The organism is Pantoea sp. X-Soil-ISGK-259 (genome assembly GCF_059730705.1).
Genome location: NZ_AP035986.1, coordinates 1182345 through 1205914 on the forward strand (window position 1 = coordinate 1182345; position 23570 = coordinate 1205914).

At 57.8% G+C, this 23570-nt stretch carries 25 protein-coding genes and 1 riboswitch; of the genes, 17 read left to right on the forward strand and 8 right to left on the reverse strand.

The features are described 5' to 3' along the window. Positions 1–60: 60 nt before the first annotated feature. Positions 61–1533, reverse strand: coding sequence for a molybdate ABC transporter ATP-binding protein ModF (gene modF, locus AC6I77_RS05465; protein ID WP_140915811.1), 1473 nt, complete (start codon positions 1531–1533; stop codon positions 61–63). A gap of 69 nt (positions 1534–1602) precedes the next feature. Beyond that, positions 1603–2385 carry a molybdenum-dependent transcriptional regulator gene (gene modE / locus AC6I77_RS05470; protein ID WP_003851884.1) on the reverse strand — a complete coding sequence of 261 codons (783 nt, stop codon included), beginning with the start codon at positions 2383–2385 and terminating at the stop codon, positions 1603–1605. Positions 2386–2521: 136 nt separating this feature from the next. Between modE and AC6I77_RS05475 the strand changes: the two genes are divergently transcribed. The 4 genes from AC6I77_RS05475 (at position 2522) to modC (ending at position 5340) form a co-directional block, all read left to right on the forward strand. Beyond that, positions 2522–2677 (forward strand): AcrZ family multidrug efflux pump-associated protein, encoded by a 156-nt coding sequence (locus AC6I77_RS05475; RefSeq protein ID WP_008925042.1) that lies wholly within the window; start codon positions 2522–2524, stop codon positions 2675–2677. A gap of 145 nt (positions 2678–2822) precedes the next feature. Continuing rightward, complete coding sequence (gene modA / locus AC6I77_RS05480; protein ID WP_039659203.1) at positions 2823–3596, forward strand: molybdate ABC transporter substrate-binding protein; 774 nt, start codon at positions 2823–2825, stop codon at positions 3594–3596. After that, complete coding sequence (modB, locus tag AC6I77_RS05485; RefSeq protein ID WP_008925044.1) at positions 3593–4282, forward strand: molybdate ABC transporter permease subunit; 690 nt, start codon at positions 3593–3595, stop codon at positions 4280–4282. Before modA ends, modB begins: the two co-directional genes overlap by 4 nt. After that, the gene (modC, locus tag AC6I77_RS05490; protein ID WP_003851877.1) at positions 4282–5340 is read left to right on the forward strand and encodes a molybdenum ABC transporter ATP-binding protein ModC; all 1059 of its coding nucleotides are present in this window, start codon (positions 4282–4284) and stop codon (positions 5338–5340) included. The genes modB and modC overlap by 1 nt, the downstream gene beginning before the upstream one ends. On the opposite strand, the gene AC6I77_RS05495 is transcribed toward modC, so the two are convergent. Continuing rightward, positions 5341–6159 (reverse strand): pyridoxal phosphatase, encoded by an 819-nt coding sequence (locus AC6I77_RS05495; RefSeq protein ID WP_003851875.1) that lies wholly within the window; start codon positions 6157–6159, stop codon positions 5341–5343. Positions 6160–6314: 155 nt separating this feature from the next. Here AC6I77_RS05495 and pgl point away from each other — a divergent pair, with 155 nt between their 5' ends. Next, positions 6315–7316 (forward strand): 6-phosphogluconolactonase, encoded by a 1002-nt coding sequence (pgl, locus tag AC6I77_RS05500; RefSeq protein ID WP_497816749.1) that lies wholly within the window; start codon positions 6315–6317, stop codon positions 7314–7316. A 242-nt stretch (positions 7317–7558) separates the two neighbouring features. On the opposite strand, the gene AC6I77_RS05505 is transcribed toward pgl, so the two are convergent. Further along, complete coding sequence (locus AC6I77_RS05505) at positions 7559–8035, reverse strand: kinase inhibitor (protein WP_438477132.1); 477 nt, start codon at positions 8033–8035, stop codon at positions 7559–7561. A gap of 75 nt (positions 8036–8110) precedes the next feature. Further along, a complete protein-coding gene (gene bioA, locus AC6I77_RS05510; RefSeq protein WP_438477131.1) occupies positions 8111–9415 on the reverse strand; it encodes an adenosylmethionine--8-amino-7-oxononanoate transaminase in 1305 nt (434 codons plus the stop codon). Between the two features lie 86 nt (positions 9416–9501). On the opposite strand from bioA, the gene bioB reads away from it, so the two are divergent. From bioB to bioD, 4 genes are read left to right on the forward strand one after another with little or no spacing between them, the layout of a single operon-like run. Further along, the gene (bioB, locus tag AC6I77_RS05515; RefSeq protein ID WP_003851866.1) at positions 9502–10533 is read left to right on the forward strand and encodes a biotin synthase BioB; all 1032 of its coding nucleotides are present in this window, start codon (positions 9502–9504) and stop codon (positions 10531–10533) included. Next, positions 10533–11684, forward strand: coding sequence for an 8-amino-7-oxononanoate synthase (bioF, locus tag AC6I77_RS05520; RefSeq protein ID WP_497816750.1), 1152 nt, complete (start codon positions 10533–10535; stop codon positions 11682–11684). The genes bioB and bioF overlap by 1 nt, the downstream gene beginning before the upstream one ends. Then, the gene (gene bioC / locus AC6I77_RS05525) at positions 11668–12423 is read left to right on the forward strand and encodes a malonyl-ACP O-methyltransferase BioC (RefSeq protein ID WP_497816751.1); all 756 of its coding nucleotides are present in this window, start codon (positions 11668–11670) and stop codon (positions 12421–12423) included. Before bioF ends, bioC begins: the two co-directional genes overlap by 17 nt. Beyond that, positions 12420–13091 (forward strand): dethiobiotin synthase, encoded by a 672-nt coding sequence (gene bioD, locus AC6I77_RS05530; protein WP_497816752.1) that lies wholly within the window; start codon positions 12420–12422, stop codon positions 13089–13091. Before bioC ends, bioD begins: the two co-directional genes overlap by 4 nt. Positions 13092–13094: 3 nt before the next feature. Here bioD and AC6I77_RS05535 read toward each other — a convergent pair whose 3' ends face one another. Continuing rightward, positions 13095–13817, reverse strand: coding sequence for an ABC transporter ATP-binding protein (locus AC6I77_RS05535; RefSeq protein WP_003851859.1), 723 nt, complete (start codon positions 13815–13817; stop codon positions 13095–13097). A gap of 892 nt (positions 13818–14709) precedes the next feature. On the opposite strand from AC6I77_RS05535, the gene uvrB reads away from it, so the two are divergent. Then, the gene (gene uvrB / locus AC6I77_RS05540) at positions 14710–16731 is read left to right on the forward strand and encodes an excinuclease ABC subunit UvrB (protein ID WP_497816753.1); all 2022 of its coding nucleotides are present in this window, start codon (positions 14710–14712) and stop codon (positions 16729–16731) included. Here uvrB and AC6I77_RS05545 read toward each other — a convergent pair. Next, entirely contained in the window at positions 16715–17638 is a 924-nt protein-coding gene (locus AC6I77_RS05545; RefSeq protein ID WP_003851850.1) for a gluconeogenesis factor YvcK family protein, read from the reverse strand. The genes uvrB and AC6I77_RS05545 overlap by 17 nt on opposite strands. 204 nt (positions 17639–17842) lie before the next feature. Beyond that, positions 17843–17976: riboswitch (molybdenum cofactor riboswitch) on the forward strand. Between AC6I77_RS05545 and moaA the strand changes: the two genes are divergently transcribed. From moaA to moaE, 5 genes are all read left to right on the forward strand, one after another. Further along, entirely contained in the window at positions 17966–18952 is a 987-nt protein-coding gene (moaA, locus tag AC6I77_RS05550) for a GTP 3',8-cyclase MoaA (RefSeq protein ID WP_039659215.1), read from the forward strand. (Overlaps the previous riboswitch by 11 nt.) A 14-nt stretch (positions 18953–18966) precedes the next feature. Continuing rightward, a complete protein-coding gene (moaB, locus tag AC6I77_RS05555) occupies positions 18967–19482 on the forward strand; it encodes a molybdenum cofactor biosynthesis protein B (RefSeq protein ID WP_008925052.1) in 516 nt (171 codons plus the stop codon). A gap of 11 nt (positions 19483–19493) precedes the next feature. Then, entirely contained in the window at positions 19494–19979 is a 486-nt protein-coding gene (gene moaC / locus AC6I77_RS05560) for a cyclic pyranopterin monophosphate synthase MoaC (protein WP_008925053.1), read from the forward strand. Continuing rightward, positions 19972–20217 (forward strand): molybdopterin synthase sulfur carrier subunit, encoded by a 246-nt coding sequence (gene moaD, locus AC6I77_RS05565; protein WP_003851844.1) that lies wholly within the window; start codon positions 19972–19974, stop codon positions 20215–20217. The genes moaC and moaD overlap by 8 nt, the downstream gene beginning before the upstream one ends. Before the next feature lies 1 nt (position 20218). Continuing rightward, positions 20219–20671 carry a molybdopterin synthase catalytic subunit MoaE gene (gene moaE / locus AC6I77_RS05570; RefSeq protein WP_008925054.1) on the forward strand — a complete coding sequence of 151 codons (453 nt, stop codon included), beginning with the start codon at positions 20219–20221 and terminating at the stop codon, positions 20669–20671. A gap of 98 nt (positions 20672–20769) precedes the next feature. Here the strand turns inward: moaE and AC6I77_RS05575 are convergent, their stop codons facing one another. Next, the gene (locus AC6I77_RS05575; protein WP_008925055.1) at positions 20770–21555 is read right to left on the reverse strand and encodes an OBAP family protein; all 786 of its coding nucleotides are present in this window, start codon (positions 21553–21555) and stop codon (positions 20770–20772) included. A 106-nt stretch (positions 21556–21661) separates the two neighbouring features. Between AC6I77_RS05575 and AC6I77_RS05580 the strand changes: the two genes are divergently transcribed. Both AC6I77_RS05580 and AC6I77_RS05585 read left to right on the forward strand, forming a co-directional pair. Further along, a complete protein-coding gene (locus AC6I77_RS05580; protein WP_078804202.1) occupies positions 21662–22756 on the forward strand; it encodes a DUF1615 domain-containing protein in 1095 nt (364 codons plus the stop codon). Positions 22757–22860: 104 nt separating this feature from the next. After that, positions 22861–23568, forward strand: a complete 708-nt coding sequence (locus AC6I77_RS05585; protein ID WP_078804203.1) for a Bax inhibitor-1/YccA family protein — start codon at positions 22861–22863, stop codon at positions 23566–23568. Positions 23569–23570: the final 2 nt, after the last annotated feature.

The following is a 23570-nucleotide window of genomic DNA, read 5'->3' on the forward strand; positions in this document are numbered from 1 at the left end:
TTACACCGATGTGCTTTAAAACGCCGCGGTAGCGGCGTTGAAGGACGTGATGTGAAAGCTTTAGCGCACCGTTTCCTGCTGAAAAACGTAGCCGCCATTATCGGGAACAAAGCTCAGGCGATGTGTGATACAGGCGGGCGCATCTTCAGCGTGATGCGAAACGAACAGCAACTGAGTCCGCCCTTCGCCAATCAGCACATCCACAAAGCGCCGCACCAGCTGGCGGTTAATCGGGTCCAGTCCCTGAAGTGGCTCATCCAGAATCAGCAGCGTCGGATGCTTAACCAGTGCGCGGGCAATCAGCACCAGTCGCTGCTGTCCCCAGGAGAGTGAGTGGAACGGCGCATCGCCCAGCCGGTTATCCATTCCCAGCAGCGTCAGCCATTGCTGTGTCAGCGCTTTTTGCCGGTCAGATGCCGCCTGATAGAGACCGATAGAGTCGAAGAAGCCCGACAGAATGACCGTTCGCACATTGGTGCTGACGCGGTAATCAAGATGCAGGCTGCTGCTGACATAGCCAATATGCTGTTTGATCTCCCAGATGGTTTCGCCGCTGCCGCGACGGCGCCCAAACAGGGTTAAATCATTGCTGTAGCCCTGCGGGTGATCGCCGGTCACCAGGCTGAGCAGGGTCGATTTTCCGGCACCGTTTGGTCCGATGATCTGCCAGTGTTCGCCGGCGTTGACCTGCCAGTTCAGCCCCTGAATCACCGGCTGATCGTTGTAGGAGACGGTGCCGTTGCGCAGAATAACGCGCGGGGCATCATCTGTCAGTGAGGGTAACTGATCCGGCGCATCCGCCTCGGGTAACGCCATTCCCATCAGCTGTTCACTGTGCGCCAGCTGTGCCACCAGTGCTTCCGTTAAAATGGCCTGGCGCGGCCCGCTGTGGGTGAGGGTACATTCTGCCAGTACGCCAACCTGCTGAATGAAATCGGGAATGTCGTCAAAGCGATTGAGCACCAGCACCAGGGTAAACGCGGGATGCTGCAGGCTGCGCAGCGTGTCGGTCAGGCTGGCGCGTGACGCCACATCCAGTCCGTCAAATGGCTCATCCAGAATCAGCAGATCGGGCTCGCTCATCAGCGCCTGGCAGAGCAGGGTTTTACGGGTTTCGCCGGTGGAGAGATATTTGAAGCGACGGGACAGCAGCGGTTCAATGCCAAACTGCCGGGCAAGCTGTTTGCAGCGATCGGGCTGCTGCACCTCCGCCTGAATCACCTCTGCCACGGTCAGTCCGGTATCTTCTTCGCCTTCGCTGAGCATATCGGTGTTGTTACGCTGCCACTCCTGCGCCACCAGTGTCTGTAACTGCTCCAGCGACAGCCGGACCGGCCGTCTGAAATCGCTGCTGACGGAACCGGCCAGCGGTGGCAGTTCACCGGAAAGCGCGCGCGCCAGAGAGGATTTACCGCTGCCGTTGGCACCGACAAAAGCCCAGCTTTCGCCGCGCTGCAGTTCCACCTGATTCAGGTTCAGTGTCCGTGTATCGCTAAGATGAAACGTGCCTTGCAAAATCTGCAATGAAGCCATGATCTGTTCCATTTTCTGCATCGTGTTACTGAGTTGTAACCATTGCCCGTAATGAAGTCAAATCAACGGCTAGAGCAGGGTAGCGACAATGGCATTTTCCGCGTTAAAGCTGGCAATCACAGCGTCGCCTGGCTGAAGCTTCAACTGCTGCAGCTGATCGTGACTCAGGGTGGCGCACAGGGTTTCGCCGCTGGCAAGCTGCATCAGCACTTCGCTCATCTGCTCACCGGGCTCGATGGCACTGACGGTGGCTGGAAGCTGATTATCTTCTTCCGCGGCGTCACGGCTGATACGGATCCACGGGGCTTTAATCAGTACCAGCACCTCTTTACCTGCCGCCAGTTGCAGACGATCGGCGCTGCGCTGGGTCAGCGCCACATTGAGCTGTGTGACGCCATCAGCAAGCTGAATCATAAGATGCTGGACCACCTGCTGCGCATCGTTGCTGATCACGGTGCCAAACAGTTGATTGCGGGCGCTGGTCTGCAGAGAGAAGCGGGCGATGGCCGCCAGCAGACTGTCGAGCGGCAGCGTATCCTGCTGCAGGGCATCGAACGCTTTCTGCTGAATCTGTTCCATCAGCTGAAACAGCTGTATCAGGCGTTCACCGTAGCGGGTCAGCGTGGCGCCACCGCCGCCTTTACCGCCCGTTGCCCGCGCCACCAGCGTTTCATCCGCCATCTGGTTCATCTCATTAATGGCATCCCAGGCACTTTTGTAGCTGATGCCCGCCAGCTTCGCCCCCTGACTGATCGATCCGGTCTGTTGCACGCGCTTCAGCAGCTCAATACGCCGGGGATCGGCAAACAGTTTCTGTTGTAAACGGATATGAAGGGACAGTTCGGCTTCCATGACAGCTCCGGCAAAGGGTTAAGGCGAAGGCCGATGATAGCGGCGTTTTGTGACCAAAGTAAAAGCACGAAAAGGGCTGCGCAAAATTTTCCTGACCCGTTACAATCACTTTTTTGTTAGCAGAGTGAGACTCTCCATGCTGGAATTACTGAAAAGCCTCGCCTTCGCCGTCCTGATGGTGCCTGTGGTGATGGCGCTGATGCTGGGTATGATTTATGGCCTGGGTGAAGTGTTTAACGTCATTTCTAAAATTGGTCATCGCGAAAAATCCTCAGCCCGTTCGCATAATTAATTGCTGCCACGCCCGCCATTGTCGCGGGCGTGGTCGTTATTATTCCTCTCTGATTTAACCTTTTGTTCCTCCTGCCGATAATTTACTGAACCTCCCGGTCATTGCGTTATATTATCCACTACACAACGTATAGCCGGAGAACATCATGTCATTGAATTACACTCGCTGGGGCGCAGCGGCGCTGATCACTGTTTCGCTGGCCGGGCAGGCTGTGGCCGCCGATAACATTACCGTGTTTGCCGCAGCGTCACTGACCAACGCGATGCAGGATATTGCCAGTCAATACAAGCAGGAAAAAGGGGTGACGGTGGTCTCTTCATTCGCCTCATCGTCAACGCTGGCGCGCCAGCTGGAGCAGGGTGCGCCTGCCGACCTGTTTATCTCTGCCGATCAGCAGTGGATGGATGATGCGGTGGTGAAAAAAAGCGTGATCACCCGCACTCGCTACACGCTGCTGGGCAACGATCTGGTGCTGATTGCACCACGCAGTGCGCCAGCTAAAGCGGTGACGCTGGACGCAAAGACCGACTGGAAAACACTGCTGCACGGTGAACGTCTGGCGGTTGGCGATCCGGACCATGTTCCGGCCGGCATCTACGCCAAAGAGGCGCTGCAAAAGCTGGGCGCCTGGGAAAGCGTTGCGCCTGTGTTAGCGCCAGCCAATAATGTGCGTGCGGCACTGGCGCTGGTGGAGCGAAACGAAACACCTTATGGCATTGTCTATGGCTCGGACGCTGTTGCCAGTGACAACGTGCAGGTGGTCGGGCGTTTTCCGGCAAAGAGCCATAAACCGGTGGAATATCCGATGGCGATCGTGAACGAGCACGACAATGCGACTGTTAAAGCGTTTTATGATTATCTGAAAGGACCGCAGGCCGCGGCTATCTTCAAACACTACGGATTCACACCGACGAAATGATACTCAGCGATCCCGAATGGCAGGCGGTACTGCTTAGCCTTAAAGTCTCTGGCATAGCCGTGCTGGGCAGTCTGCCGTTTGGCATCCTGATGGCCTGGATTCTGGTGCGCTGCCGTTTTCCCGGCAAAGCGCTGCTCGACAGCCTGATCCACCTGCCGCTGGTGCTGCCGCCGGTGGTGGTGGGTTATCTGCTGCTGATTAGCCTGGGCCGGCGCGGCATCATTGGCGAAAAGCTTTTTGACTGGTTCGGTTTCAGCTTTGCTTTCAGCTGGCGTGGCGCCGCACTGGCGTCTGCCGTCATCGCCTTTCCGTTGATGGTGCGTGCCATCCGGCTGGCGCTGGAGGCGGTGGATATCCGGCTGGAGCAGGCGGCCCGCACGCTGGGTGCCGGGCGCTGGCGGGTCTTTTTCACTATCACGCTGCCGCTGACGCTGCCTGGCGTGATTGTCGGGACGGTGCTGGCGTTTGCCCGTTCGCTGGGTGAATTCGGGGCCACCATCACCTTTGTTTCCAATATTCCCGGCGAGACGCGCACGCTTCCGCTGGCGATGTTTACCCTGATAGAGACTCCCGGTGCAGAGGGCGCGGCGGCGCGCCTGTGCGTTATCGCTATCGTGCTGGCGCTGGCGTCACTGCTGGCGTCGGAATGGCTGGCTCGCGCAGGCCGTAAGCGGATGGGAAGCTGATGCTATCACTTAACTTTATGCAGCAGCAGGGCGATCACCAGTTGGAGGTTGACCTGCAGATCCCGGCCAAAGGGATCACCGCTATTTTTGGTGTTTCCGGTGCCGGTAAGACGTCCCTGATTAACGCGATTAGCGGGCTGACCCAGCCGCAGCGCGGGCGGATCCAGCTTAACGAGCGTCTGCTGTTTGATGCGGAGCAGAAAATTGCGCTGCCGCCTGAAAAACGACGCATTGGTTACGTGTTTCAGGATGCGCGGCTGTTCCCGCACTATCGGGTTCGTGGCAACCTGCAATACGGTATGGCGCCGGCAATGAAAGCGCAGTTCGACAGCCTGGTGTCGCTGCTGGGTCTGGAGGCGTTGCTGCCGCGCTTTCCGCTGTCGCTGTCTGGCGGGGAAAAGCAGCGGGTCGCGATAGGCCGTGCGCTGTTGACCGCACCGGACATGCTGCTGCTGGATGAGCCGCTGGCGTCGCTGGATCTGCCGCGCAAACGTGAACTGATGCCGTATCTGCAAAAACTGGCGAAACAGGTAGATATTCCGATGCTTTACGTTTCTCACAGTCTGGATGAGATCCTGCATCTGGCGGATAACGTGCTGGTGCTGGATGCGGGCAAGGTCAAGGCCTTTGGTCCGCTTGAGCGGGTCTGGAGCAGCAGCGCGATGCGGCCGTGGCTGCCAGTAAGCGAACTGACCAGCGTACTGCGGGTGCTGGTGCTTGAGCAGCATCCCGACTATCCAATGACCGCGCTGTCGCTGGGCGACCAGCATATCTGGGTCAGCCGGGTGAATCAGCCGGTGAAAACGCCACTGCGTATTCGCATCGCCTCTTCTGATGTCTCGCTGGCGCTGCAACCGCCGCAACACAGCTCCATCCGCAACATTTTACCTGCACAGGTGGTAGAACTGCTGGAGGTCGGCGATCAGGTGGAAGTGAAGCTGCGTATTGGTATCAGCGAGCTCTGGGCGCGCATTACGCCGTGGGCGCGTGATGAACTGGGCATCCGGCCGGATCAGTGGCTCTATGCCCAGATCAAAAGCGTCTCCGTGACGCCCTGATTACAACACGTACTGACGGAGGGTATCGGCAATACCGGTTTCAAGGTTGGTGCCGATCACCCGCTTCGCCCGCGCTTTGATCGCGTCGTCGGCATTGCCCATCGCCACACCCAGCCCGGCCGTTTCCAGCATGCTGAGATCGTTGTAGTTATCTCCGAATGCGATCACATCAGACATGTCCAGCCCCAGTGATTCAACCCACTGCGCCAGCCGTTTGCCTTTGCTATTGCCGCCTTTCGCAATATCCACCTGATCGTGCCATGACCATTCGCAGGCCAGACCCAGCTCCGCTTCGGCGCGGGTGGCGAACTGCTGCAGTTCCTCATGATTGTCGTGCGACAGGGCAAACTTCCAGATCGAACCGGCGTCACGCGCCGCCTGCGCTAAGTCGGGCACCTGAATGAACAGCGGACGCTGATGAGCAGGCAGTGATTCGGCCCACTTCAGTGTGCGCATCACGTGACCGGTCGGCGTCTGATAGAGCATTGCATCATCCACGTAGAGCAACCCGTGAATACGCTGCTGGTCCAGCATCTCAATGACCTGTAACGCCAGTTGCGGGTCCATGGGATCGGACGCCAGCACCTTTTTTGCCTGGTAATCATACAGGTAGGTACCATTACAGCAGATTGCGGGGGTATCCAGCTGTAACGCCTGATAAAAAGGATGAATAGCGCAGTGATGGCGTCCGGTGACGATAGCGACATGAACGCCCGCCTGTCGGGCCTGGTTTAACACATCGATTGACTGCGGCAGAATCGTCTTGGCTGGGGTCAGCAGCGTGCCGTCGAGGTCGAGGGCAATTACACGGTAGCTCATTAATCCTCACGTTTTTCCAGGTTTGCAGGGGCTGAAGTCTACACCTGACCACGGCCCGGAGACAAAAAACAGGGCACAAATGATTCCAGCGTAGGGCAATAAAACGCGCTACAGTGATTCAAAGATCATGACAAGGCAGCAAAAAAGGAGAATGCATGAAACAGGTTGTTTACACCGCCAGTCCCGAGAGCCAGCAGATTCACGTCTGGCAGATGAATGATGAGGGTGCGCTGACGTTGCTTCAGGTGACCGATGTCGCCGGCCAGGTTCAGCCGATGGTGGTGAGTCCGAAACGCGATTTTCTCTATGTCGGCGTGCGTCCCAATTTTCGCGTGCTGGCGTTTAAGATTGCCGCTGATGGCACGCTGACCGAAGCGGGTCAGGCACCGTTGCCCGGCAGTCCGACCAACATTTCCACCGATCGTGAGGGCCGGTTCCTGTTCTGCGGCTCCTACAATGATGCCTGCGTCAGCGTCAGCCCCATTGGCGATGACGGCATTCCGCAGGCTCCGCTGCAGGTGATCAACGGTCTGGATGGCTGCCACTCGGCCAACATCGACACTGACAATAAGACCCTGTATGTGCCGGCACTGAAGCAGGATCGTATCTGTCTGTTCTCGCTGGGCGCTGACGGTCAGCTGACGCCGCGTAAGCAGGCGCAGGTCACGACAGTAGAAGGCGCTGGCCCGCGCCACATGCAGTTCCATCCGGGCGGTCAGTTCGCTTATTGCGTAAATGAGCTCGACAGCACGGTTGAGGTCTGGGCATTAAATACGGGTGAAGGTGAAGCCGAAAGCGTGCAGACGCTGGATATGATGCCACCGGACTTCACCGGTACGCGCTGGGCTGCGGATATTCATCTGACGCCGGATGGCCGTTTCCTCTACGCCTGCGATCGCACCAGCAGCACCCTGGCGGTGTTCAGCGTCAGCGAGCTGGGTGACGAGCTGACCCTGGAAGGGTTCCAGCCGACAGAAACGCAGCCGCGTGGATTCAATATCGATCACAGCGGACGCTATCTGGTGGCGGCGGGACAGAAATCGCATCACATCGAAGTCTATGCGATTAGCGAACCAAAAGGGCTGTTACAGCCGCTGGGACGTTATGCAGTTGGGCAGGGCCCGATGTGGGTCGTGATTCATCAGTTGCAGGCGTAACGCACCACGAAAAATGCCTCTCCCGGGCGGGAGAGGCGTGGCTGCCAGCTGTGAGATCCTGCAGACACAGGGAACAGGGTCAGATCGGTAAGACGCAAAAGCCGCCATCCATGGCATGCTCGACCCGCGCCATCCCTGGCACGGGACGCTTTCCTCCTCTGACCCTGTTCCCTGCAATTTAAGCTAACGCGTTGCTGCCAGATCATTCAGCTTTAGGCTTGTCAGTGGTCAGTCTTACTGAATTACTGATAATTCACGGTCAGCGAGGCGCTCGCCAGTGCGTGGAAATGCACATTAAAGCCGACCATTGCGCCGCTGGCGCCTTCATCCACCTCAATCGTCTCCACATCCAGCGCATGTACGGTGAAAATGTAGCGATGGGTTTCACCCTGCGGCGGCGCCGCGCCACCGTAGCCCGCCTGACCGAAATCGGTACGGGTCTGAATTGCGCCTGCTGGCAGTGACGCTTTGCCAGAACCGGCACCCTGTGGCAGTGACGTGGTGCTGGCCGGAATATTCGCCACCACCCAATGCCACCAGCCTGAACCGGTCGGCGCATCAGGATCGTAGCAGGTCACCACGAAACTTTTGGTGCCTTCCGGCGCCGCTTCCCAGGCAAGATGGGGAGAGATATTCTCGCCCTGATAACCCATGCCGTTGAAAACATGCTTTTCAGGCATCTTCTCGCCGTCATTAAAATCCTGACTAAAAATGCGCATCACATCTCCTCAATTGTCGATGAATAGCCTTTCATCATAACCAAAAGCGCCACCAGTGCCAGCGGTCAGCCCGCTTCAGGCAGCAAAATGTTGCGAATGTTCCAGCGCGCCGCCTATCGCCTGCACCAGCTGACTCAGTGCCTGTGGCGTGATGATGTAGGGCGGCATCAGGTAGATCAGACGACCAAATGGCCGGATCCAGACGCCCTGTTCGACAAAGAACTGCTGCAGCGCCGCCATGTTGACCGCCAGATGCGTTTCCACCACGCCAATTGCGCCCAGCACGCGCACATCAGCCACCTGCGGTGAGTTGCGTAGCGGCAGCAACTCAGCGCGCAGCTGCTGTTCGATGGCGGCCACCTTATGCTGCCAGTCTCCTTCCGCCAGCATGGTCAGGCTTTCTGCCGCGACCGCGCAGGCCAGCGGGTTGCCCATAAAGGTCGGGCCATGCATGAAACAGCCTGCCGCGCTGCGACTGATGGTGTCGGCCACGTCACGGGTGGTCAGCGTCGCCGCCAGCGTCATCATGCCGCCGGTCAGCGCTTTACCGACGCAGAGTATATCCGGCGTGATGTCCGCGTGTTCACAGGCGAAGAGTTTGCCGGTGCGACCAAAGCCGGTTGCGATCTCATCGGCGATCAGCAGCACGCCATAGCGATCGCAGGCTTCCCGCACCTGCTGCAGATAGCGTGGATGGTAGAAACGCATCCCGCCCGCTCCCTGTACTATTGGCTCCAGAATCACCGCCGCCAGCTGCCGGTGATACTGTTCAATCAGGCGGGCGAAATCATCGAAATCGCGCTCATCCCACTCATCATCAAAACCGCAGGCGGGAGCCGCCGCAAAGTGATGCTCGGGCAGATAGCCGCGCCACAGGCTGTGCATTGAGTTATCGGGATCGCACACCGACATCGCGGCAAAAGTATCACCGTGATAGCCGCGCTTCAGCGTCAGGAACTGCTGGCGGGTTTCGCCCCGACCCAGCCAGTACTGCAGCGCCATTTTCATCGACACTTCCACCGCCACCGAGCCGGAATCGGCCAGGAAAACACACTCCAGCGGCTCAGGCGTTATCGCCACCAGCTGACGGCAGAGCGCCACCGCCGCCGGGTGGGTAATGCCGCCAAACATCACGTGCGACATCTGTGTGACCTGCTCCGTCAGCGCCCGGTTCAGGCGGGGATGGTTATAGCCGTGGATCGCCGCCCACCATGATGACATCCCATCTACCAGCTCACGGCCATCGGCCAGTTGCAGCTGAAAACCCTGCGCGGTAACAACCGGATAGCAGGGCAGTGGATTCTGCATTGAGGTGTAGGGATGCCAGATATGCTGGCGGTCAAAACGGGCATCATCTGAGGAAAAAACAGGGGTAGTCATCGGAGTTGTAAACCAAAATAAAAAAATATAGTTTACAAGTATACCCCTGCTTTTCGTCGGGATGACACCCTTTTCTGGAGTAAGTAATGGCTCAACGCTGGACAATTGCACAGGCACAAGCGCTGTTTGATCAACCTTTTCTCGAACTGATGTTTCAGGCGCAACAGGTGCATCGTCAGCACTTCGACCCGCGCCAGGTGCAGGTCAGTACCCTGCTGTCGATTAAAACCGGTGCCTGTCCGGAAGATTGCAAATACTGCCCGCAGAGCGCGCGCTATAAAACCGGCCTGGAGTCGGAGCGTCTGATGGAAGTGGAAGAGGTGCTGACCTCCGCGCGTCAGGCCAAAGCCGCTGGTTCAACCCGTTTCTGCATGGGAGCCGCGTGGAAAAACCCGCACGAGCGCGATATGCCTTACCTGGAAAAGATGGTCGAAGGCGTGAAGGCGATGGGCATGGAAACCTGCATGACGCTGGGCACGCTCAGCGACGACCAGGCGCAGCGCCTGGCGGGCGCGGGCCTCGATTACTACAACCATAACCTCGACACCTCGCCGGAATTCTATGGCTCCATCATCACCACCCGCAGCTATCAGGAACGTCTGGATACGCTGGGTAAAGTGCGTGACGCCGGGATCAAAGTCTGTTCGGGCGGCATCGTTGGCCTGGGCGAAACCGTGAACGACCGTGCAGGTTTGCTGGTGCAGTTAGCCAACCTGCCGACACCACCGGAGAGCGTGCCGATCAACATGCTGGTGAAAGTGAAAGGTACACCGCTGGCGGATAACGATGACGTCGAACCATTCGATTTTATCCGCACCATCGCGGTGGCGCGGATCATGATGCCGACCTCGCATGTGCGTCTCTCCGCGGGCCGCGAGCAGATGAGCGAGCAGACCCAGGCGATGTGCTTTATGGCCGGGGCGAACTCGATTTTCTACGGCTGCAAACTGCTGACCACACCGAATCCGGAAGAGGATAAAGACCGCGTGCTGTTCCGCAAACTGGGGCTGAACCCGGAACATACTCACACCCAGCATGGCGATCAGCAGCAGGAACAGCAACTCAGCGAGCAGCTGTTTCATGCCGACACTGAACAGTTTTACAACGCGGCACTGTAATGAGCTGGCAGCAACGACTCCGGCAGGGGCTGGCGCAGCGCCGTGCGGCTGATGGCTGGCGGCAGCGTCGGGTTATTGATGAGCAATCGACCCGCACACTGCAGAGCGGTGGCCGCCGCTATCTCCATTTCTCCAGCAATGACTATCTCGGCTTAACCCGCCATCCGGCGGTGATTGCCGGCTGGCAACAGGGTGCGGTGCTGGCAGGTGCAGGGGCGGGCGCTTCAGGGCATGTCACCGGTTATCACCGTCAGCACGCCCATCTTGAGGCGCAACTGGCCGACTGGCTCGGCTATGACTGTGCGCTGCTGTTCATCTCTGGCTTTGCCGCCAATCAGGCGGTGATTCATCTGCTGAGTGAGAAAAACGATCGTATCCTGGCCGATAAGCTCAGCCATGCCTCGCTGCTCGACGCTGCCAGCCACAGCCCGGCGCAGCTGCGTCGTTTCAGTCACAACGCACCTGAGAGTCTGGCGGCGCGGCTCGCATTACCCTGCGAGGGGGAAACGCTGGTTGTGACCGAGGGCATTTTCAGCATGGATGGTGACAGCGCGCCGCTCGCTGCACTGGCGCAACAGACGCGCCAGGCTGAGGGCTGGCTGCTGGTGGATGATGCGCACGGCATCGGTGTGGTGGGTGAGCAGGGGCGCGGCAGCTGCTGGCTGCAGGGCGTTAAACCGGAACTGCTGGTGGTCACTTTTGGCAAAGCCTTTGGCGTCAGCGGTGCCGCGCTGCTCTGTGATGCGGAGACTGCCGACTATTTCCTGCAGTTCAGCCGGCATCTGATCTACTCCACCGCGATGCCCGCCGCGCAGGCTGTTGCACTGCAGGCGGCGCTGCAGGTCATTCAGCAGGGCGATGCATTGCGCCAGCAGCTGCAGCAGAACATCCGGCATTTCCGGCGCGGCGCAGCCTCACTGCCGTGGCAACTGATGAACTCAGAGAGTGCGATCCAGCCGCTGCTGGTGGGTGAAAATAGCGATGCGATGACCCTCTCTCAGCGTCTGGCTGAAGCGGGCTGCTGGGTCAGCGCCATCCGGCCGCCCACCGTGCCGCCGGGAACGGCACGGCTGCGCATTACCCTGACGGCGGCACATCGCCCGGAAGATATCGATCGGTTACTGGAGGTGCTGCATGACGCTGCGGATTGATAAGCAGGCGGTTGCACGCGCTTTTGGCCGGGCGGCCAGCCATTACGACGCCCATGCGGCGCTGCAACGCCTTAGCGGCGATGCGCTGCTGGCTCTCGCACCGGCTCACAGCGGGGTTCAACTGCTGGATGCCGGATGTGGCACCGGCTGGTACAGCAGGCTGTGGCGCGAACGCGGCAAACAGGTGACGGCACTGGATCTCTCGCCACAGATGCTGCAACAGGCGCGGGATAACGACGCGGCGCACTGCTATCTGGCGGGCGACATCGACGCGCTGCCGCTGGCGGATAACAGCATCGACCTGGTATGGAGCAACCTGGCGGTGCAGTGGAGTGAAGATCTGCCCGGCGCGCTGCGCCAGTTCCGGCGGGTGCTGCGACCCAATGGCACGCTGCTGTTTTCCACGCTGGGCCACGGTTCGCTGCAGGAGGTTCATGAAGCCTGGTCTCATCTGGATGCGTTGCCGCACGCCAATCGCTTTCTTAGCGAGCCGCAGATTGCAGCGGCCTGCCAGGCAGAGCAACTGCGTTGCAGCTCAGAGGAGGTGACGCTGCATTTCCCCGATGCGCTCAGCGCCATGCGATCCCTGAAGGGGATTGGGGCAACCCATCTGCATCAGGGCCGCGACGGGCAGATACTCACCCGGCAACGTCTTAACCAGTTAGAGGCGCACTGGCCGCGCGATCGGCACGGTTATCGCCTGAGTTACCATTTAATTTATGGAGTCACGTTTTCATGAAACGGTTTTTTATTACCGGCACCGACACTGAAGTCGGTAAAACTGTCGCCAGCGGCGCACTGTTGCAGGCAGCAACTGCCGCAGGCTTTCGCTGTGCGGGCTATAAGCCGGTTGCGTCGGGCTGTGAGATGACGCCAGAGGGGATCCGCAACAGCGATGCGCTGGCGTTGCAGCGATTCAGCAGTGTGCCGTTAACCTATCAGCAGGTGAATCCGCTGGCGTTTATGGAACCCACCTCGCCGCATATCGTCAGCGCTGAAGAGGGCAGACCGATTACCCATCTGGCCCTGTCAGCCGGTCTGGCGGCGCTGGAGCCACTGGCGGACTGGATTCTGGTGGAGGGCGCGGGCGGCTGGTACACGCCGCTGTCAGAGACACACACCTACGCAGACTGGGTAGTCAGGGAAAAGCTGCCCGTGATTCTGGTGGTGGGAATTAAGCTCGGCTGCATCAACCACGCGATGCTCACCGCAGAGGCGGTGCGGGCGCGTGGCCTGCCGCTGGTGGGATGGATCGCCAACACCGTGGAACCGCCTGGCAAACGCTATCCGGAGTATCTCACCAGCCTGAAAAACCGACTGCCTGCGCCCTGTCTGGGCACAATTCCGTATCTTACCGATGCGGCGCAGCAGGCGTCATGTGGTCACTACCTGACGCTTCCGGCGTAAGCCTCAGGCCACCGTCAGCCACTTATCGACGGTGTGGTCATCCAGCTGTTCCATGCTGCCCTGCGCCACATTGCGACCGCGGTGCAGCAGCAGAAAATAGTCTGCCACGCGACGGATCAGCGACAGTCGCTGTTCAAGGAGCAGGATGGTCAGCCCGTAGTCGAGATTAAGACGACGAATCAGGTTGCCCATCTCCTCTTCCAGCCACGGCGACATCCCGTCAGTCGGCTCATCCAGAATCAGCAATTTGGGCTGCAGCACCAGTGCGCGCGCCAGGGCCAGCTGTTGCTGTTGATCGATCGGCAGATCGCCGCTGCGCTGCTGTCGCAGTGAATAAAGCGCCGGAAACAAATCAAATACCATTTCGGGAATGGCGCGATGGCGATCACGCTGGCTGGCCCCCGCCAGCAGGGCAATCAGCAGGTTATCTTCCACGCTCATCTGCGTAAAAATATGGCGGCCCTGTGGCACATAGCCAATGCCCATCTGTGCCCGCTGTTCAGCGGGCTGCAGCAGCAGATCTTCCGGCGGTGAGCCATCCTCTTTCCAGGAGATAGAGCCGCTGTTAATCGGCAGTCTGCCCATGATGCAGTTGACCAGCGTGGTTTTCCCCATGCCTTGACGACCCAGAACGCCCGTGCAGGTGCCAGGTGCCAGATCCAGATCCACATCCCACAGAATATGGTTCTGACCGTAAAATTGATTGACCGAACGTAGACTCAGCATCTGACACTCTCCTTCCCGATCATTAGCCTGATTGCATCCGCTCTCTGTCGTCTGGCAAACAAGTCTTCAGCAACAGCTGTCTCGCTATTGCAGCACAGTGCGCGTGAAGCGCGTTGACGCCAGTCACTCCTGCAATTCTCAGGCCAGATCTAAAAACGGTCCTGATTCCGGCCGGGATGCCATGTTTAAGGGGTAAAAGTTGAGAAAAACTTATCAATTCCCCACGGTGGTCACGCCGCTGCACTTTTGCAGTGCCTCGGGGCGCTGTTTCTGGTGCAGACGGTGTGTTAAGAGGCAATAAGTCTGATTAAGAATCTTAGTGGATTGATGAAAATTTGCGTGATACATCAGGTGGACGATGAAAAATGCAGAATATTCCGTCAGCGGCTGACGCGAAATTTAACGCAAAAAAAATTATTTTCGAGGCGATGAAGGAGCAGGGAAAAATTATACAAAGCTGATGGCGGCGGGGCTGCCATCACTTATCCACCATTCCTGTGGATAACCTTGTGTATTAGGTAATGAAAACCAGTTGGAAGCGAGGAAATACGCGGCCTGGTAACATTATGACGAGAATCTGGCCTTGTGGCATAAAGTAAATTAAATCAGTAGGTTATCAAAAAACAAGCCTGCGAATTATCTGTCAGGTAATCGAACTGTAATTTTGTGACGCTCTATTGACAAATGTTAAATCTGATCCGGGTCTGGGGATAACATTGCGCAACAGACTTGGTGCTATCACTACCACGTCGCCAGTTCAAAAAGTCTCATTGTGCTGACGTTAACAATGCATCATTACTGTTTTTATATCCAGTATTATTTTCTGGCAAAATCACCATAGCAGAGTAAAATAAGTGCCTGCCCGCCGACTTCTCCAGCAGGAACTGCATTCATGACCAAAGCCTTTAAATTGAATTCCGCCTTCAAACCTTCGGGCGATCAGCCTGAGGCGATTCGTCGCCTGGAAGAGGGGCTGGAGGATGGACTGGCCCATCAGACCTTATTGGGTGTGACGGGTTCTGGTAAGACCTTTACCGTCGCCAACGTGATTGCCGACCTCAACCGCCCGACAATGGTGCTGGCCCCGAACAAGACGCTGGCCGCTCAACTTTATGGCGAGATGAAAGAGTTTTTCCCGGATAACGCCGTCGAGTTTTTCGTCTCTTACTACGATTATTACCAGCCTGAAGCCTATGTGCCGAGCTCGGACACTTTTATTGAAAAAGATGCATCGGTTAACGAACACATTGAGCAGATGCGTCTCTCGGCTACTAAGGCGCTGCTGGAGCGGCGCGACGTTATCGTCGTCGCGTCGGTTTCGGCAATCTATGGTCTGGGCGATCCCGATCTCTATCTGAAAATGATGCTGCACCTCACCCGCGGCATGATTATTGATCAGCGTAGCATCCTGCGCCGCCTGTCAGAATTGCAATACACCCGTAACGATCAGGCGTTTCAGCGCGGTACTTTCCGCGTGCGTGGTGAAGTGATCGATATTTTCCCGGCAGAGTCGGACGATATTGCGCTGCGCGTTGAACTGTTTGATGAAGAGGTGGAGCGTCTGTCGCTGTTTGACCCGCTGACCGGCCAGATCGATTCCGTGGTGCCGCGTTTTACCATTTACCCCAAGACGCACTATGTCACGCCACGTGAGCGCATTCTGCAGGCAATGGAAGATATCAAAGTCGAGCTGGCGGACCGCCGCCGGGTGCTGCTTGAGAATAATAAGTTGCTGGAAGAGCAGCGCATTACCCAGCGTACCCAGTTTGACCTGGAGATGATGAGCGAACTGGGCTACTGCTCTGGCATCGAGAACTACTCGCGGTATCTTTCTGCACGCGGACCGGGCGAAGCCCCGCCGACACTGTTTGATTATCTGCCGGCGGATGGCCTGCTGGTAGTGGATGAGTCACACGTCACCATTCCGCAGATTGGCGGCATGTACAAAGGTGACCGGGCGCGTAAAGAGACGCTGGTTGAGTATGGCTTCCGCCTGCCGTCGGCGCTGGATAACCGTCCGATGAAGTTTGAAGAGTTTGAAGCACTGGCGCCGCAGACCATCTATGTTTCTGCCACGCCGGGCAAATATGAGCTGGAAAAATCGGGCGACGAAGTGGTCGATCAGGTGGTACGTCCTACCGGCCTGCTGGACCCCATCATTGAAGTGCGCCCGGTCGGGACGCAGGTCGACGATTTGCTGTCAGAAATCCGTCAGCGCGTGGCAATCAACGAACGTGTGCTGGTCACGGTGCTGACCAAACGCATGGCTGAAGATCTCACCGAGTATCTGACGGAGCATGGCGAGAAGGTGCGTTATCTGCACTCCGATATCGACACTGTGGAGCGTATGGAGATTATTCGCGACTTACGTCTGGGGGAGTTTGATGTGCTGGTGGGCATCAACTTACTGCGTGAGGGGCTGGATATGCCGGAAGTCTCTCTGGTCGCGATTCTGGATGCGGATAAAGAGGGCTTCCTGCGTTCTGAACGATCGCTGATTCAGACCATTGGTCGTGCGGCGCGTAACATCAACGGTAAGGCGATTCTTTACGGCGATAAAATTACGCCGTCGATGGCACGCGCCATTGAAGAGACCGAGCGTCGCCGTGAGAAGCAGCAACTGCACAACGAGCAAAACGGCATTGTGCCGCAGGGGCTGAACAAGAAGATCACCGATATTCTGGAACTGGGTAACAACATAGTGAAAACCCGCGGCAAAGCGAAACCGGCACGTCCTGGCGAAGCCCAGGCACTGGCCGATTTCAAGCTGCTAACGCCGCAGGCTCTGCAGAGAAAGATTCACGAGCTGGAAGGGCAGATGCAGCAGCACGCGCAGAACCTGGAGTTCGAACAGGCTGCAAATGTGCGTGATCAGCTGCATGAGCTGCGAACGCTGTTTATTGCGGCCTCGTAGCGCCGTCAAAGCCCTGAATGGCGTGTTCCAGCGCCACCCGTAATAGCTGGCGGTCGTGACGATATTTGATGTCGGCGGCCTCCAGCGGTTCACGGACAATCAAACGGTTTTCAATGCCCTCTGTTGCCACTGACGGGCCGACCACCACCGCATCAATGACTCGCTTGCCAATGTAACGCTCCATCATCTGAAGCTTATCAGCCACAGACAGACTGGCGGCAGCGGGACTGAGCTCACGGCCCAGATTGCCGATAAACACCATGGTGGCGGGCGTGCGACGCAATGCCTGCGCCATCTCTTCCATCAGCAGAATCGGCATCAGGCTGGTGTAAAAACTGCCTGGACCAATCAGGATCAGATCCGCGTCACCTATCGCCTGTAATGCTTCCCGTGTGGGCTGGACATTGGGATGCAGCATCAATTCCTGTGGCGGCTGTTTCATCTCGTCAATGGCGGTTTCACCGTAAACCATATTACCTTCGGCATCCATCGCCACCAAATCCACCGGCTGTTCTGACATCGGGATTAAAAAGGCATCCACTTTCAGCAGGTTGCGGATGATATTAATCGCTTCAAGCGGACGTACGCTCAAATGATCCAGCGCCCGCAGCATGAGGTTACCGAGATTGTGTCCGGCCAGTTCGCCGTTACCGGCAAAGCGATACTCAAACATCGCTGAGGCGACGCTGGGTTCCGCAATCAGCTGGTTGAGGCAGTTACGCATGTCGCCCCAGGCGATCCCGCCTTCGGAGCGGCGAATACGGCCGGTTGATCCACCGTTGTCGGTGGTGGTGACGATACCGGTGAGACGCGAGCCCAGCGGGGAAAGGGCAGACATCACGCGGCCTAAACCGTGTCCGCCTCCCAGTGCCACAACGCGATCAAGATCGGCCAGTGTGCGATTCATACTTCTCCTTAAAATCCGTTCGCGTGGCGAGGCTCTAAACGCTAAGCCCGCGCGGATGACATGCGTCAAAATCTGGATCGCATTTTAACGTATCCTGTCGCTAACATGCGGTGAAAATTCGATATGTATAAGAATATATAGCGAAAAGAGCACATGGAAGAGTGGCGAAATACACGCTACCATCATGCTTACCGCGCTGATCAACGGGTCAGCGTACACTCAAGCCTGAATGCCTAAGTCTGCGGATAGGGGGTTCAGGCCGTAGCCATCGAGCTGCCAGGGTGCAGGAAGAAATGACTGCATCTCCCAATCTGGAAAGGTGTTCTGGTGTCACAATTTACTGATGCATACGCGCGTAAGTTCTATTACCTGCGCCTGTCGGTCACGGATGTCTGTAATTTCCGCTGTACCTACTGCCTGCCTGACGGCTACAAACCGCAGGGAATTCGTAACAAAAGCTTTCTCTCTCTGGATGAAATCCGCCGTGTCACGCGGGCCTTCGCCGCTGCCGGCACCGAAAAAGTGCGGCTGACCGGCGGTGAGCCGTCGCTGCGCCGTGATTTCACCGACATCATTGCGGCGGTCCGTGAAAACGCTTCTATCCGCCAGATCGCGGTGACCACTAACGGCTACCGGCTGGCGCGTGATGTGAAGCAGTGGCGCGATGCGGGTTTAACCGCACTTAACGTCAGCGTCGACAGTCTGGATGCCCGTCAGTTTCACGCTATTACCGGTCAGGATAAATTCCATCAGGTGATGAGCGGCATCGATGCCGCGCTGGACGCCGGTTTTCGCCAGGTCAAAGTCAATAGTGTGCTGATGCGCGATCTCAACAGCCGTAATCTGGCGACGTTCCTCGACTGGATCCGCACCCGCCCGATCCAGCTGCGTTTTATCGAACTGATGGAAACCGGCGACGGCGGCACGCTGTTCCGCGAGCAGCACGTTTCCGGCATGGTGATCCGCGATCAACTGATCGCCCAGGGCTGGCAGCGCCGCGAAAGTGGACGCAGTGACGGGCCGGCGCAGGTCTTTTACCATCCCGATTATGTCGGCGAGATTGGCCTGATCATGCCTTACGCCAAAGATTTCTGTGCCAGCTGCAACCGTCTGCGCGTCTCAGCGCACGGTAATCTGCACCTGTGCCTGTTTGGTGACGGCGGCGTACCGCTGCGCGACCTGCTGGCGTCCGATGAGCAGCAGGCCGAACTGCAGGCGCGCATTGCCAGCAGCCTGGGGCAGAAAAAGCAGACCCACTTCCTGCATCAGGGCAACACCGGCATCACACAGAATCTCTCATACATTGGCGGCTAATTTCAGGAGGAAGTATGGGTAAACCAGCCAGCGAATTTCAGGCATTGCAGATGGCGGTGATGACGGTGTCAGATCGCCGCGATGCCAGCAACGATACCTCCGGCGACTACCTGCGCGAGGCGGCAGCAGAAGCGGGCCATGAGGTGGTTGATCACGCCATCGTGCCGGATAATCTCTACCGCATCCGCGCCACCGTGTCGCGCTGGATCGCCAGTGAAGATGTACAGGTGGTGATTATTAATGGCGGCACCGGCTTTAACCTGAAAAACAGCACCCCGGAAGCCCTGCTGCCACTGTTTGATCGCGAGATTGACGGCTTTGGCGAACTGTTCCGGATGGTCTCCTATGAAGAGATTGGCGGTTCAACATTGCAGTCGCGCGCCGTTGCCGGTCTGGCTAACGGGACGCTGATTCTGGCTGTGCCGGGATCAACCAGCGCCTGCCGTACTGCCTGGGAGCGGATTATTGCTGACCAGCTTGATGCGCGCACCGCGCCCTGTAATTTTGTCTCACATCTGAAGAAACGGTAAGAACGGTAAGTATGTCTCAACTCACACACATTAACGCCGCGGGCGAAGCGCACATGGTGGATGTCTCCGCCAAGGCTGAAACCGTGCGCGAAGCGCGGGCAGAAGTGCTGGTGCTGATGCAGCCTGAAACGCTGCAGATGATTATGGAAGGCAGCCACCACAAAGGGGATGTCTTTGCCACGGCGCGCATCGCCGGGATTCAGGCAGCAAAACGCACCTGGGAGCTGATTCCGCTCTGTCATCCGCTGATGCTGAGCAAAGTGGAAGTGAATCTGGAAGCGGAACCGGATCATAATCGGGTTCGCATTACCACGCTCTGTCGCCTCACCGGCAAAACCGGCGTCGAGATGGAAGCGCTGACGGCCGCCTCGGTTGCCGCCCTCACCATCTACGACATGTGCAAAGCGGTACAGAAAGATATCGTCATCGATCAGTTGCGTTTAATCAGCAAGAGCGGCGGTAAAAGCGGCGATTTCCAGGCGGTCGCGCATGATTAAGGTGCTGTTTTTTGCCCAGGTGCGTGAGCTGACCGGCACGGCATCACTTGAGGTCGGTGCTGATTACCCGGATGTGGCCACGCTGCGCAGTGCGCTGGCCGACCGCAACGATCGCTGGGCGCTGGCGCTGGAGTCAGGCAAACTGCTGGCGGCGGTCAATCAGACGCTGGTGCCGATGACGCATCCGCTGCACGCCGGGGATGAAGTCGCCTTTTTCCCGCCCGTGACCGGAGGCTGAGATGGAAACGCAGATTCGCGTTGGCCCTGCACCCTTTGATATGGCGGAAGCGTATCGCTGGCTGGCGGCCTGTGATGAAGATGGTGCGGTGGTAACCTTTACCGGCAAAGTCCGCAACCACAATCTGGGTGATAACGTGGCGGCGTTGATGCTGGAGCACTATCCCGGCATGACCGAAAAAGCGCTGCAGGAGATTGTGGATGCGGCGCGCGAACGCTGGCCACTGCAGCGGGTTACCGTGATTCATCGCGTCGGCGAACTGTTTCCCGGCGATGAAATCGTGCTGGTGGGTGTGACCAGTGCGCATCGCAGCAGCGCCTTTTCTGCCGCAGAGTTCATCATGGATTACCTGAAAACCCGCGCCCCCTTCTGGAAGCGTGAAGCGACTGAGCAGGGCGATCGCTGGGTGGACGCCCGCGACAGCGATCACCAGGCAGCTCAGCGCTGGGACTAAGGCGGCGTTAATGGCTCAGCGGGCCAGACCCTTTTCGCCCGCTGAGTCTCCTCTGTGTATCCACACGCCACTGCCAGAAAACACGCTTATCACGTCGCTTAAGGCTGCTTTAGCTGCTCCGCCGGGCCAAACCCGGTCTGGCCGTGGCTGTGTTCACCACCGCCAGTGGTGCGCTTCAGCTGAATAACCTGACCCTTTTCCCAGGCATTGGCGCCCGGTGCCGCCGGATGCGCTACGATATCCGCTCGTTCGGCACGGATCTGTTTACTGTCGACGTCAAAGCGGCGATCGCGGTCTGCCAGCAGTCGCGAATCCATCTGACCATCCGCTGTAAAGCCCATCATCAAGGCCGGAATGCCAATTGGCAGCGTTTTATCACGATCCGTGTGCCAGGTGTGCCAGGTCTTTCCGTAGGTGTTCGCGATGCGTGTCATCAGGGCATGGTCGGCGGCGGCGGGTAAGCCCGGCGCAATCAGCGTGCCCGATTTCACCTCATACTGATGGCTGTGCCACAGTTTCTTCTCTTCCGGCGGCAGGGTCTTAAACAGCCGTTCGCTGATAATGTACTCCACGCCCATCAGCCGTGCGTCGCGCGTATTGCCGTCGTAAATCACCGCCTGCATCACATCGTCGTTCAGCACGGTGACATAGTGGTGCGCCTCCATCTGACCGTTCCTGTCGCCGTTATAAAAATGGAAGCCATCGAGATAGGTGTTAATGGCGTCGATAGGCGGACGTGACTGCATCACGCTGGCACCCGTCTCCAGCACCTTAAGCGAGGAGGAGGTGGGCGCGCCCGGTGACTGCACCTGGGCAGGCGTATTATTGGCGCCGCAGCCGGTTAATAACAGGCTGAAGGCCGCAACAGGCCAGAGTTTAAACATCGTAAGTTCCTTTAACGTTAAAAAAGGTAACCTTAGTTCAGTTCTCGCCTGCCTGCGAAACGCTGGCAATGGTAGAGTAGGGCTTTCGTTCATTCTGAGGACAGGCATGTCATCCACCCCGATTCTGCAACGTCTGACACTGGTCGCCGCGCTGGTGCTGGTGGGTTGTAGCAGCAAGAAAACCCCTGAGGCGCCCGTGCGGCAGCCCGAAGATGTCAAAGCGCAGATCCAGCGACTGCTGCCGTCTCACGTCAGTAATAAAGCCGCATGGAGCGACGACATCTACACCACCTTCCGCACGCAGCAGATCGATCCCAGCGCCAGTAATCTCTGCGCAGTCATCGCCGTAGCGGATCAGGAGAGCAACTTCAGCGCGGAGGCCGCCGTACCGGGCCTGCCAAAAATTGCCTGGGGCGAGATCAACCGCCGTGCGGCGCAGGTGCATGTGCCGGCCTTCCTGGTGCGCACCGCACTGCTGATCAGGTCGCCGACCGGGGAAAGTTACGCGGCCCGTCTGGACAAGGTGCGCAGTGAAAAAGATCTCAGCGCTATCTTTGATGACCTGATCGACATGGTGCCGATGGGCCAGACGCTGTTCGGTAATCTCAACCCAATCCACACCGGCGGGCCGATGCAGGTCAGCATTGCGTTTGCCGAAGCACACGCCAAAGGCTACCCGTGGCCGATCGATGGCACCATCCGCCGCGAAGTCTTTACCCGTCACGGCGGAATCTACTTCGGCACTATGCATCTGCTCGGCTACCCGGCTGACTACAGTCAGCCGCTCTACCGCTTTGCCGATTACAATGCGGGCTGGTACGCCAGTCGCAATGCGGCCTTCCAGGCGGCGGTGTCACGCGCCACCGGCATGAAGCTGGCGCTGGATGGGGATCTGATTCTTTATGGATCGGATGCGGCAGGGGGAACTGAACTCGCGGTGCGCACACTGTCGAAGCAGATCGACATGAGCAACAGCGATATTCGCCGCGATCTGGAGAAAGGGGAAAAAGCGTCGTTCAGCGACAGTGAACTCTGGAAACAGGTCTTTACCCTGGCGGACAAAATGGCGGGTCGCAAACTCCCGCGTGAAATGCTGCCGGGCATCAAGCTGGAAAGCCCGAAAATCACCCGTAATCTGACCACGGCGTGGTTTGCGCAGCGTGTTGACAGCCGCTATCAGCAGTGCCTGTCGCGCCGTTAAGCGGCATGTTGTGGCGCAGTTGAGCTGAGCTGTGCCACACTTAGCCTCTGGCATGTCTCCCGGTTGGGAGCGCATCTGTTCATCCGTCTAACAAGAGGTGCATCATGGACCGATATCCAAGAAATGATTCCATCGTTCAATCCGCATCTCGCGGTTTACAAGCCTATATGGCGCAGGTTTATGGCTGGATGACCTGTGGTCTGTTACTGACCGCGTTTGTCTCCTGGTATGCTGCGCGCACGCCTGCAGTGATGGAGATGGTGTTTGCCAATCGCATCACTTTCTTCGGGCTGATTATCGTGCAGCTGGCACTGGTCTTTTTCCTGTCAGGTATGGTGCATCGCCTGAGTGGGGCAGTGGCTACCGGACTGTTTATGCTCTATTCGGCCCTCACCGGCTTGACCATGGCGAGTATCTTCCTGGTTTACACCTACTCCTCCATCGCCAGCACCTTCTTTGTTACGGCGGGGATGTTTGGTGCGATGAGCTTCTACGGCTACACCACCAAACGCGATCTGAGCCGTTTTGGCAGCCTGCTGTTTATGGCGCTGATTGGCATTGTACTGGCGTCGCTGGTGAACTTCTGGCTGAAAAGCCCGGCGCTGATGTGGGCGATTACCTATATCGGCGTGGTGGTGTTCGTGGGATTAACGGCGTATGACACGCAGAAGCTGAAAAATATTGGTGAGCAGATCGATGCCCGCGACACGGAGAACCTGCGTCGCTACTCGATTATGGGTGCACTGACGCTCTATCTCGACTTCATCAACCTGTTCCTGATGCTGCTGCGGATTTTCGGCAACCGCCGTTAAGT